Below are 12,166 nucleotides of genomic sequence, written 5' to 3'. Positions count from 1 at the left end.
GTCAGAAGTAATAGGTGGTCAATGCCTCATCATGGAACGATACCAAACCGAGTATGGTTGGGCGAGCCACCACTTTAATGGCACCCGGCCATAATGCCGGCGAACCACATCTATCGCCTCCTGATAATGCGCTTTGCGCCGGGTGCTCGTCTTCGTTTCGGGGTGCTCCCGGTTGGTTGCCAGAAAGGTATCCACAAATTCCAGAGGTCCCAGAGCCTTGTAAAGGCGCCACCAAAGATCGTAGTCCATGGTCATGTGCAATGTTTCGTCCACGCCTCCAACGGCTTCCCAGGCAGTGCGGCGAATCAGCGTTCCGGGCTGAGAAACGATGCAGAGTTGCGCCATCCACCACTCGCTGAAAGGGCGGACAAAGACGGGATTGGTTCTTTTTGTGCTTTCCACATAGTTCCATACCCGTCCGTAGGCCATGGGGGCTGCTGGATTGTGCTGCAGTGCTGCCACCAGGCTTTTCAACGCACCTGGCAACAACCAATCGTCGCTATTGAGCCAGCAGACAAAAGGCGCACGTCCATTTGCTATCGCCTCGTTGATGGCCGACGATTGGCCCATGTCTTTGGAACTGCGCCAGCCTGCAAGCCGTTCTTCCCAGCGGCGTATGACCTCTATCGTGCCGTCGGTGGAACCACCGTCCGCGACATAGACTTCGACGGAGATGTCCTGAGCAAATATGGACTCGAGTGCAGCATTCAGATAGCGCCCCTGGTTATAGGAAGGCACTGCCACTGTCACCAACGGCATGTCCAGCGGATCATCCATTGGCACGCTGCTGCAGTGTTGACATGTAATTCCCGTAGACCATGGCCAACCCCTGCCTGAGTTCAGTCTGGGCGCGCCAGCCCAGTCCCTCCAGGCGACTCACATTCAGGAGTTTTCGGGGAGGACCATCCGGCTTGGAGGCGTCAAACTCGATATGGCCGGGATATCCCACCACGTCGCTGATCAAGTGTGCAAGCTCCCGAATGGACAGGTCTTCGCCAGTCCCCAGATTGATATGTGATAACCGAGGCTGCGTGCAGGCGTTGTAGACTGATTTTTCGAGATCCATGACATGGACGCAGGCTGCCGCCATGTCATCGACATATAGAAATTCGCGGCGCGGTGCACCGGTTCCCCAGATGACGACATTGGGCGCATGGGCGAGCTTTGCCTCGTGGAAACGCCGTATCAGTGCCGGAATGACATGGCTGTTTTCTGGGTGATAGTTGTCGCCCGGGCCATACAGGTTGGTGGGCATCACGCTGCGATAGTCGGTGCCATATTGCCGGTTGTAAGACTCGCACAGCTTGATGCCCGCAATTTTGGCAACGGCGTAGGGCTCGTTGGTGGGCTCCAAGGTGCCGGTCAGCAGTGCGTCTTCACCCATGGGCTGTGGCGCGAGTCTGGGGTAGATGCAGCTGGAACCCAGGAACATCAGGCGCTGAACACCGGCTCGCCAGGCTTCATGCACGACATTCGCCTCGATCATCAGGTTTTGGTAAATGAACTCTGCGGGATACGTATTGTTGGCGTGTATACCCCCCACCATGGCTGCGGCTAGGTAGACGTGGGTTGGAGCTTCATCCTTGAAAAACGAACGCACATCCGCCTGGCAGGTCAGATCGAGTTCGGCGTGGGTGCGTGCAATGATCTGGACACCACCTTGTTGCTCAAGCACACGCACGATGGCCGAACCAACCATGCCGCTGTGGCCGGCCACATAAACCCTCGGTGCCCGGACTGCTGAGCCGTTATTGGTCGCGGTCATGGGCGCGGCCCCCACACCTCGTCGCCAAGGCAGTACCACCGGGCGGCCTTCCCATTTTCTGCTCTTCTCATTTCCAATTCCTTTGTCTCGAATCCAGCCAGTTTGCTTTTGGCGCCGTATTGGTCGATGTAGTGGCTGCAGCCAGCTTGAAGAGCACGCTCCACCCAGCTCAATGTGCACGCTTGAGTGGTTGCCGCATCCGGAATGCCAAATCGCGAAGCATGTGCCTTGAGAGATAGGGAAGCACGGCATTCCGTATCTCTTTATAGTCAGGGACTCTGCCGAGGATTTTCTCGCGTATCCGGCTCATTTCCTGCTGGCCAATGTCATTGATATTGGCAGAAGTCTTTTGGTGTTCATGAACCCGGAATGCACCCAGGAAGCGGGGGATGTGGGAAAAATTTGCACCGGCGTCCCGGAAACGGATCAGCAAATCCCAGTCCATGGCAAACCTGAATGATTCGTCGACTTGGGCACCGGTCTTGTCCCAGATGCGCCGCCGCCAGAAGAGTGTTTCCTGCGGAATATAGTCTGCCCAAGACAATACGGTGTTGTCATGCCCTGGCATGATCCAGCGACCAATCTCCATTCCATTTCGATCGATGAGCAAGCGGTCTCCATAGACCACGTCAACATCGGGATGGCGGGCAAAGTAGTCTGCGACGGTGCTCAAGGCGCCCGGCAAGAGCAGGTCGTCTGAATTGAGCCACGCCATGATTTCACCCGTCGTTCGTGCGAAACCCCGGTTGATCGCTTGCGATTGCCCCGTATCCTTTTCGGATACCCATCCGGTTAGTTTTGCTTCGAATTTTTTCAGAACGGAGATAGTTTCGTCCTGGGAGTCTCCATCCTGAATGAAATATTCCAGATTGGGATATTCTTGGTCCAGAACACTTGTTATTGTATTTTCAATGAAATTACCCTGCTTAAATGAAGGTGTGATCAGTGAAATTTTGGGGAAAATTGTAGATGATTGCGTCTTTGGTATCACTCTAGGCGGCGCCATGGGCCTTGGTGCATACTGATTGAGATTGCCTAGCCGCGGCTTGAAGGGGGCTGCAACATGTCGGAAAATAGGACGCAATGGGCGAAATGCTGAAAAAGCGATATGCAAAATTATTCTAAAAGTACCAAGTAGTTGGTACGGTTTATTGATGATCGCAAAGAACTTTGCAAGCCATTTTTTTGGAATTTTTTTATATTCCTGCAATTCAATCTCCATTGAAGCTGCACGGCGAAACGCTATGGCAAAATTTGTACATTAGTGGGAAATTTTTGAGTGTTAATTTTGCACAGAGATTATTGCCATAAATTCTCCACTTGCCGGGAGTCCGAACATCCCAAGAAATGGTGCTGATTCTGTCTCATAGTCCCAGTCAACCCTGAATGGCCCAAACCAGCCAGTACTATCGATTTCTCTGCCCTTGTTGATGCCGGTTGGTTGGTGAATACCAATTTTCAAGGAATAAAGTCCCGCTTCCATGGCTAGCGTCACCTTGAACACAAAAACTGCACTGCTCCCTTTTTCTGTTTCGCAGTCTTCCACGCCCAAGCGCCGGGCATTGGTGACAAAAATAACCTGGTCAAAGCGGTTTTTTATTGCCAATGCGACTGTCGTGCCAACATCATCCAGATGGCTTTGGTAATGTACCTTTATATATACATCAGAACCCATCCGGGCATGCCCGATTTCGTTCTCATTGTGATCCTGGATGCTAACTGCAATCAACCTGTTGCGAAGGTTTTGAGGTTTGGTCCAGAACGCATTGTTGAAAATCATGGGATTTTGAGCATCCGCAGTATCTGCAACAAGGTGTGAGGTGGGTGTTTTCGTGGTGTGTGCAGGCAGTATCGGCGCATCCTCATTGAAATAGTGCCGTATCGCGGATCCACTGTCGCCCATGAATTGAGCCATGCCATGGCGCAAATAGAGGGCTGTTTTGCAAAGATCACGTACCGTCCCCATGTCGTGTGAGACGAAAAGCAGGGTCAAACCGTCTTCCCGCATTTTTCGAAGGCGTCCAAAACATTTCTGCTGGAAAAAATAATCCCCTACGCTCAGTGCTTCATCAACAATCAATATATCTGGTGTCAATGCTACCTGTACGGCAAAAGCCAGGCGAACAAGCATGCCGCTCGAATAGGTTTTGACCTGCCGGTCCAGCACATCGCCAATATCAGCAAATGCGGCGATGTCGTCGAATTGGCGCTCTACATCTGATCGCGTCAATCCCATCAACAAGCCATTCAGCAGGACGTTTTCCCGGCCTGTGTATTCCGGGTTGAACCCGCTGCCCAATTCCAGCAATGCGGCAACTCGCCCATTCACCTGTACCTTGCCGGTCGTTGGAGTCAGGGTCTGGGTCACTATTTCCAGCAAGGTACTTTTGCCACTGCCGTTGCGGCCGATGACCCCCAGCGATTCACCGCGCCTGACCTCGAGGTTGATGTCTTTCAGTGCCCATATTTCCTGCATTCCTTCTGTGTGCCTAGGAGACAATGCATGCAGGAGGCGTGAGCGCTGATTGTCGAATACACGATAGCACTTGCTGACATCCTGTACGGAAATGACAATGTCCGACATCGCTCAAACCATGTCCGCAAACGTTGTGCGCAGCCGTCTGAACAGTATCAACGAGGCCCACGAAAAAGCACTGGCAAGGCCAGTATAGACCGCAAGCCCCAAGAAGGAGGGCAGTCCCCCCGTCAGAAGCACGAGGCGAAACTGCTCGACAATAAAGGTCAGAGGATTGAGCATCAGCAAATTCTTCAACAACTCAGGGGCGGAATCCATGCTGTAGAAAATCGGGGTTAGGAAGAGAAGGCAGTGGCTGAGCATGCCTGTCAGCTGGCCGATGTCCTTCACCGCAACGCCCACAGCGGAGAGAAGCCATGCCAACCCCAGCAGCATGGGTGAAAAGCACAGCAGGATAAAGGGAAAAAGAAGCACCGTGGGTGAAGGCTTCCCCATGAAAACTATATATCCCGCCAGTAAAATCGCTGTACCCAGTAATGCCTGTAGGTAGGCTACTCCTACTGTAACAACGGGCAATAGCTCTAGTGGGAAAACCACCTTCTTCACGAAGTTTGGGTTCCTGGCTATCAGAAGAGGTGATTTATTAAGGACTTCTGAGAATGCATTGAAAATAATCAACCCGGCGAATAACATGAATGCATAGTCAGCTGCGCTGCCTGCATTGTTCCAGCGAGATTTGAGAATTACTCCAAATGCGATGATGTAGATGGTCAGTAAAAAGAGGGGTTGCACCAGCGACCAAAATATTCCGCCAAAGGAGCCGCGATATTGGCTGGAAAATTCGCGCTTGATGAGTTCAAGGACCAAACTGCGGTGCCGCCACAATGTGGTGGGAAGGCTAGATTGCATGGATTGCACATTCCATTTGAAATCGCGGCTGTATTGATTTGATTGGTATAGTCATTAATCCCAGCTAATATTGCGCGATGTGCATTGTCGAGAAGATCTGTGCTAGGCGGGCGGGTGGGGACGCTCTTATTGAATCATTGAAGGTTGCCCTGCAGCGGGGGGGGGCTGTTCGATGCGCCGTCTGAACGTGAAATTTGCTCCAATGTGCTCGATTTTGCGGGGTTTGTCTTCCCTCAAAGTGCCAGGGAGGGCTGGGCCTGAAGATTTCCCGGTCCTTGTCGACCTGGGCGGATGAAGAGAGCTCTTGCTCAGAGCCCCCAACCTAGCGCGGAGCTTGTGACCGCCGCTGGCGGGCTCGCTCCAGGGCTGCTGCAATGGTGACCTGGCGGGCAACCTGCGCCGTGGCGGTATCTGCGACGGAGGCAGGGACAGGGCCGTTGTCAACGGAGGACGGAGGGGTTTCATCATCCGCGTCCGGTAGTGCTTCCAAGGGCAGGCGTTCACGGTGTGCCTGGTAGCGCAGGCGCGCCTGTTGCGCCAAAGGACCCGACCATGCGGCCCAGCCGGTGGCATTCCCGCTGGCGTTTTCGAGCTGGATGCAATCCACAGGGCACACCGGAATGCACAGCTCGCACCCGGTGCAATAGGGCTCGACAACGGTGTGCATTTTCTTGTGGGAGCCCACGATGGCATCGGTGGGGCAGGCCTTGATGCACAGCGTGCAGCCGATACACCAGGCTTCGTCGATGTACGCCACGGTGCGTGGGGCTTCCACACCATGCTCCGCACTCAGCGGCAGCGGTGCTTGCCCCGTGATGGCTGCGAGGCGGGCGATGCCCTCAGCGCCCCCAGGGGGGCACTGGTTGATGGGCACGCCCTCTTCGGCAATGGCCCGGGCGTATGTGGCGCAGTCGGGGTAGCCGCAGCGTGTGCACTGTGTCTGGGGCAAGGCCGCGTCGATCCGCGCCGCAAGCGTGAGGACGGCGGCAGTTGATGCAGAAGCTGGCCGGGGGGGGCTCAAGCCTTGCGCGCCGAATTGCGGCGGGTGCGGGCAGATGCCGCGGCGGTCACCGTAGTCTTCGCTGGCGTGGCAACGCCCACATCAGCGGGTGCGGCAGCGCCGGTGGGCTTGCTAGTGGTGGCTGCGGGTGCAGGTGCCACCCAGCGGGTGGCCACCGCCGCAGGCGCCTTGGCCGTGGGCTTGGTCGGCGTTTTGGCGGCTGCTTTGACAGGCGTTTTTACAGCCGCTGTGGCGGCGGGTTTGACGAGTGGCTTGGCGGCTGCCTTGGCGGCGGGCGCTGCGGCTTTTGTTGTTGCTGCTGCGCGGTGGGGGGGGTTGTCGTCCGGCGTTTCCGTGACGGGGGCTGCGATTTTCGCCTGAGGCTTTTCGTGTTCCAGGATGAAAGCGCGTACCTGGGGGTAGACCACTTCGCGCCAGCGCCGGCCGCTGAAGATGCCATAGTGGCCCGCGCCCTTGGCCTCCAGATGGCGCTGTTCCTTGCGCACGATGCCGCTGCACAGATCGTGCGCGGCTTCGGTCTGGCCCGAGCCGGAGATGTCGTCAAGCTCGCCTTCCACCGTGAACAGGGCGGTCGTGGTGATGTCCTGCGGGCGCACGCGCTCGATCTTGCCGTCGGGGGAGCGCACATCCCAGGTGCCGTGCACCAGTTTGTAGTCCTGGAAAACGGTCTGGATGGTTTCCAGGTAGTAGTCGGCGTCCATGTCGAGCACGGCGTTGTACTCGTCGTAGAACTTGCGGTGGGCCTCGGCGCTGGCGTCGTCGCCCTTGATCAGGTCCTTGAAGTAGTCATAGTGGCTGCTGGCGTGGCGGTCCGGGTTCATGGCCACAAAGCCGGTGTACTGCAGAAAACCTGGGTACACGCGCCGCCCTGCGCCGGGGAAGTTCTCGGGCACGCGGTAGATCACGTTGTTCTCGAACCACTCAAAGCTACGGTTTGTCGCAAGGTTGTTCACCGAAGTCGGGGATTTGCGGGCGTCGATGGGGCCACCCATCATGGTCATCGTCAGCGGCGTGGTTTCGCCACGGCTGGCCATCAGGGACACGGCTGCCAGCACGGGCACGGTGGGCTGGCACACGCTGATCACATGGCAGTTGCCGTAGATGCCCTGCAGGTGGCGGATGAACTCCTGCACGTAATTCACGTAGTCGTCGAGGTGGAACTCACCATCGGCCAGGGGGACCAGCCGGGCATTCTTCCAGTCGGTGATGTAGACCTTGTGGTCCTTGAGCATGGTGCGCACGGTGTCGCGCAGCAAAGTGGCGTAGTGCCCCGACAAGGGCGCCACGATCAGCACCACAGGTTGGGCCTTGAGCTTGGTCAAGGTGGCGGTGTCGTCCGAGAAACGCTTGAAGCGGCGCAGTTCGCAGAACGGCTTGTCCATCTCGATGCGTTCGTGCACCGCCACACCGACGCCGTCCACATCCACCGAATGGATCTCGAAAGCGGGCTTTTCATAGTCCTTGCCCAGGCGATACAGCAGTTCGTAGCCCGCAGACATGCGCTGCGCCAGCGGGCTTTCGCTGAAGGGGGACATGGGGTTGCTGAACAGCTTGGCAGCAGCCTGCGCGAAATCGGTAAAGGGCTCCATCAGGGAGCGCTGGGTTTCGTAGATGTGATACAGCATGGGCGAAACTCCGTTATGTTGCAGTGCAATATAACAGCACTTCGTAACAAGCGCATGGAGGAAAACCACCAATGCCAAGTCACCTATGCGACAGATTAAGGCGTCTCACTTGGAGCTTGTCCAATGAGCCACTGCCAGTCAAATTGCTATTGAATAGATAGCTGTAAGTTTAATATGGACGAGCGGCAGGGCCCAATTTCTCTCAAATTATTGCGGCTTTGGCTCAGCCTGCTCCTGCAGCCACGCCTCGAACGACTCCCGGGCCGAGTTGCGCAGGGCGGGGCGGAACGCGGTCTTGTTACTCAGGTACAGGCAATGCCGGATCACGGTATACGGATTGAAGCTGGCCTGAGGGTTTTGTTCTTCGAAGTGCTGCTTGTAGCGCTTGACCACGCCCACGGTCTCGCGCATCAGCGCATTGAAGCGGGCCCGCGTCATGCCCCGGGACCACGCCTGAATGTCGTCCACAAAACCGTCTACCTTGGAAGGCTCGAACTCGAAGTCCTTGAAGAAGTGCGTTGCAATCTTGAGGAAGGTGAACGCATTGAGCTCGCTGCTGGGAGCTTGGGCCTTGCTGGGGGCCTGCGGGTTGTCGGCGGTGGCAGGGTCGGGCAGCGGCTCGGCGGTTTCGTCGGGAGCTTGCAGCAGTTCAGCGGCCGTGGCGTCGCGGATCTGGCGGAACTCGCGGTCGGCCAGCTCGAACAGGGCTGACAGCACATTGATGCGACGCTTGAGTTCGCCCGGGATCGATTTCTTGTACTTGATCCGGTGGTCCAGCACGCTCCAGGAGTCCTGGATGATGGTGCGCACCTGCAGCTCGAACGGCAGGTGGGCATAGGCTGCATGCTCAGGCTGCGTGCGTTCGGCATGGCTGAGCTTAAGGTCCAGATGCAGGCCTTTGTAGCCAAATGAGGCCTCGGTGCTTTCCACCGCCGTCACCTTGTCGGTGACATCGATCACGGCAAAGTGCCCGCGCACGATGGCCGCAATTTTCTCCAGCTCGTCCTCGTACAGGCACACCACACGCACGCCGACCAGGTCGGTGATGTAGTGCTGGATCTCATAGGGCGTGTTGTTTTCCTCCAGCGCCGGGCGGTATTTGCGCACGAACTTGCGGATGCATTCATCCACATCCTTGACGCGGCCCTCCACCTTGGCGATCTCGACCCCACCCGACTGCGTGACCACAGCGGCCACCATGGCGGTGAAGGCGGCGCAGGCGGTTTCCAGCGCAGCGGATTGCTCTGCGTAGAACGCGCGGAAATGGGATTCCTCCAGGTCGAAATCAAGCGATGGCATGCTGGTTCTTTGGTGTGCGAGGGTGGTGGGTGGGGGCGTGCTCAGGCCCCTGGTGCGGTGTTGAGGATGGTGCGCAGGGAGCATATCCAACAATGCCCGCCCAGCGTTGCCCTGTGTGCAAAGTGTGTGCGCAAATACTGCTTTCTTGTGCCGGACAGATGCCCATAATGGTGCAGATCGCCACGGCGGTGGCTTTTGCCGACCGTGGCGGGTATATCACCCAGAACGCCATGACCCAACATTCTCCGGCAGGGATCGTCGATGCAGCCGCTGGGTCCACACCCTTGGCGCCTTCCTCTGGAGGAGGGAAGGGGACCACCAGCCACCGGTGGGTTCCCGTCGTGCTGCCACCTCTGGTGGGGCTGCTGACCCTGGGGCTGACGTTCTTGTACTGGCAGAGCGCCGAGAGCGGTGCCCGCGCCAAGCAGGAGCAGAACTTTCAGGTCGCGGCCGACCAGATCGCCTACAACCTCAAGGACCGGATGGCCACCTACGAGGTGGTGCTTCGCGGAGTCAAGGGGTATTTTGAAGGGTCCGAGCGCATCGACCGGGCCGAGTTTCAGGCCTATGTGGGCGCGCTCCAGCTGGGTGAAACGCGCCCCGGCCTGCAGGGGGTTTCGCTCGTCATGCAGCTACCCGCTTCGGCGCTGGCGGCACACCTGGATGACATGCGCCAGCGCGGTTTTGCCCAATACACCGTGCGCCCCGAAGGTGCGCGCGAGGTGCTGGCGCCCATCACCCACATCGAGCCCTTGGAGGGCAACAACCTCAAGGCGCTGGGATTCGATGTGCTGACACTTCCCCCAGCAAAGGAAGCACTGGACCGGGCCCGTGACACCGGAGAGCTCGCCTTGTCCGGCCAGTTGACGCTGCTGCAAAACAGCAGCCCGGGGCTGGTCATGTACATGCCGCTGTATGGCGCGGGCGTCGATACACGCGCGGTGCATGGTCGGCGTGCAGGCCTTGCCGGCTGGGTGTCTGCGCCGTTCCTCCTGGAAGACGTGATCCACGGCATGTCGCGCGAGTTTGACGCCGACATCGGCTTTCGGATCACCGACGACACCAGCGCAGGTGCTCAAACCCTGCTATTTAGCAACGTTGTGCACCAGGCCGCTGTGCAGGGGGATGCCCCCTCGGGTCTGCAGGCACGGCGTGTGCTGGAACTGGGTGGCCGCCGCTGGGTGTTGCAGATGTCGCCCCTGCCTGCGTTTGCAGCGCGTTTTCAGGATGAGGGGCACCACCCTGTGGCCCTGATGGGCACGGTGCTGAGCCTGTTGCTCGCCTGGTTCACCTGGCTCTTGGCCACGGGGCGCGAGCGGGCCGTGGCACTGGCACGCGACATGACGGCGGAGCTGCGCGCCACGCGCGATGACCTGGAGAGCACGCTCAACGCCATCCCCGACCTGTTGTTCGAGGTGGGGCTGGATGGCTGCATCTACCACTACCGGTCGGCGAGGTCCGAAGCACTGGCCGTGCCGCCCGAGATGTTTCTGGGTCGCTTGCTGCGCGACGTGGTCCCGCCCGAGGCCGCCGCAGGCTGCCATGCAGCGCTGGAGGCCGCGGACCGCACTGGCTATTCGGCGGGCCACCAGTACCGCCTGGAACTCCAGGGTGCTACGCACTGGTTTGAGCTGTCCATCGCCCGCAAGGAAAGCGCTGCGCCGGGCGATGAACCCCGATTCATCGCGCTCTCGCGCGACATCACCGAGCGCAAGCAGGCCGAGGCGCGCACGCACCAGCTGGCCTATTTCGACGCGCTCACCGGCCTGCCCAACCGGCGCATGCTCCTGGACCGCATGGAGCACGCCTTGCGCAGCGCCCAGCAAACGGCGCAGGTGGGCGCCGTGCTGTACATCGACCTCGACAACTTCAAGCAGATCAACGACGCGCGGGGGCACACGCTGGGCGACACGCTGCTCATGCAGGTAGCGCAGCGCCTCACGCAGCAGCTGCGCCCCGGCGACACCGTGGCCCGCCTGGGCGGGGACGAGTTTGTGGTGCTGGCGCACAACGTGGCGACCGATATGGAGGCCGCCGGGCGCCAGGCCCTGCTGGTGGCCGAAGAAATCCGCACTGCGCTGGAAGCGCCATACACCATCGACACGCACCTCTACAGCACCACGGGCAGCATCGGCATTACGCTGTTCCCCAAGCGCGGCGAAGGCGTCGAAGATCTGCTGCGCGAGGCCGACACCGCCATGTACCGCGCCAAGGACCTGGGCCGCAACCGCATCCGCTTTTATGAGGCGGCCATGCAGGCCGATGTGCAGGAACGTCTGGCGCTGGAGCAGGACCTGAAGAAAGCCCACGCTCTGGGCCAGTTGGCTGCATTCGTGCAGAGCCAGGTGGACGCATCCGGCACCGTGGTGGGCGGCGAGCTGCTGATGCGCTGGGACCACCCCACGCGCGGCAATGTGCCGCCCGGCCGCTTCATCCCCATCGCCGAAGCCTCGGGCCTCATCCTGCGCATGGGCGACTGGATGATCCAGCAGGCCTGCGAAACCCTGGCGCGCCTGCAGACTGCGGGGCGCGAGCTGTCGCTGTCGGTCAACGTGAGCGAGCGGCAGTTCCGCCAGGACGACTTTGTCGAGCGTGTGCGCCACATGCTGGCCCACACCGGCGCCCATCCAGCCAACCTGATCCTCGAAGTGACAGAGAGCCTGCTCATCGAAGACCTGGACGACACCATCGCCCGCATGACCGAAATCGTGGGCCTGGGCGTGCGCTTTTCCATCGACGACTTCGGCACTGGTTATTCGAGCCTGGCCTACCTCAAGCGGCTGCCGCTGTATGAGCTCAAGATCGACAAAAGTTTTGTGGACGACACCCCTGACGACCCGAGCGACACTGCCATCGTGCAGTCCATCATCTCGGTCGCCAGCCACCTGAACCTGCGCGTGGTGGCCGAGGGTGTGGAAACCCGTGCACAAGCAGATTTTCTGGTGGCGAGCCAGTGTGACTGCCTGCAGGGCTACCTGTTCGGTCGGCCGGAGCCGCTGGCGGCGTGGCTGGGTAGGCTGACTTCACCGCAATGATGCGCTGCGCGCTTGGTGAAAGTGCTGCACCGCCTA

General features: G+C 59.0%; 9 protein-coding genes. 1 reads left to right on the top strand and 8 read right to left on the bottom strand.

Features of this window, described 5'->3' with window-relative positions; translation table 11 throughout:
* Positions 1-18: 18 nt before the first annotated feature.
* The 8 genes from AC2YJX_RS01910 to AC2YJX_RS01875 all read right to left on the bottom strand — a co-directional run bounded on the left by AC2YJX_RS01910 (position 19) and on the right by AC2YJX_RS01875 (position 9,095).
* Positions 19-777, bottom strand: coding sequence for a glycosyltransferase family 2 protein (locus AC2YJX_RS01910; RefSeq protein WP_233559247.1), 759 nt, complete (start codon positions 775-777; stop codon positions 19-21).
* Positions 770-1,765: a GDP-L-fucose synthase gene (gene fcl, locus AC2YJX_RS01905; protein WP_121506308.1), complete on the bottom strand. Its 996-nt coding sequence runs from the start codon at positions 1,763-1,765 to the stop codon at positions 770-772. The genes AC2YJX_RS01910 and fcl overlap by 8 nt, the downstream gene beginning before the upstream one ends.
* Positions 1,766-1,934: 169 nt before the next feature.
* Entirely contained in the window at positions 1,935-2,987 is a 1,053-nt protein-coding gene (locus tag AC2YJX_RS01900; RefSeq protein WP_487255129.1) for a glycosyltransferase family 2 protein, read from the bottom strand.
* A 60-nt stretch (positions 2,988-3,047) separates the two neighbouring features.
* Positions 3,048-4,349: an ABC transporter ATP-binding protein gene (locus AC2YJX_RS01895; RefSeq protein ID WP_487255128.1), complete on the bottom strand. Its 1,302-nt coding sequence runs from the start codon at positions 4,347-4,349 to the stop codon at positions 3,048-3,050.
* A 3-nt stretch (positions 4,350-4,352) separates the two neighbouring features.
* On the bottom strand, positions 4,353-5,150 hold the full coding sequence (locus tag AC2YJX_RS01890) for an ABC transporter permease (RefSeq protein ID WP_487255127.1): 798 nt from the start codon (positions 5,148-5,150) through the stop codon (positions 4,353-4,355).
* Positions 5,151-5,472: 322 nt separating this feature from the next.
* Entirely contained in the window at positions 5,473-6,099 is a 627-nt protein-coding gene (locus AC2YJX_RS01885) for an RnfABCDGE type electron transport complex subunit B (RefSeq protein ID WP_487255126.1), read from the bottom strand.
* A 68-nt stretch (positions 6,100-6,167) separates the two neighbouring features.
* Positions 6,168-7,796, bottom strand: a complete 1,629-nt coding sequence (locus AC2YJX_RS01880) for a polyhydroxyalkanoate depolymerase (RefSeq protein WP_487255125.1) — start codon at positions 7,794-7,796, stop codon at positions 6,168-6,170.
* Between the two features lie 207 nt (positions 7,797-8,003).
* Positions 8,004-9,095 carry a GTP pyrophosphokinase gene (locus tag AC2YJX_RS01875; RefSeq protein ID WP_431149306.1) on the bottom strand — a complete coding sequence of 364 codons (1,092 nt, stop codon included), beginning with the start codon at positions 9,093-9,095 and terminating at the stop codon, positions 8,004-8,006.
* A 230-nt stretch (positions 9,096-9,325) separates the two neighbouring features.
* Here AC2YJX_RS01875 and AC2YJX_RS01870 point away from each other — a divergent pair, with 230 nt between their 5' ends.
* Positions 9,326-12,130 carry a bifunctional diguanylate cyclase/phosphodiesterase gene (locus AC2YJX_RS01870; RefSeq protein WP_487255124.1) on the top strand — a complete coding sequence of 935 codons (2,805 nt, stop codon included), beginning with the start codon at positions 9,326-9,328 and terminating at the stop codon, positions 12,128-12,130.
* The last annotated feature ends 36 nt before the right edge of the window (positions 12,131-12,166 follow it).

The sequence above is a fragment of the Acidovorax sp. SRI_002 genome (genome assembly GCF_057586455.1).
This window is presented reverse-complemented; position numbering and strand designations above follow the sequence as displayed.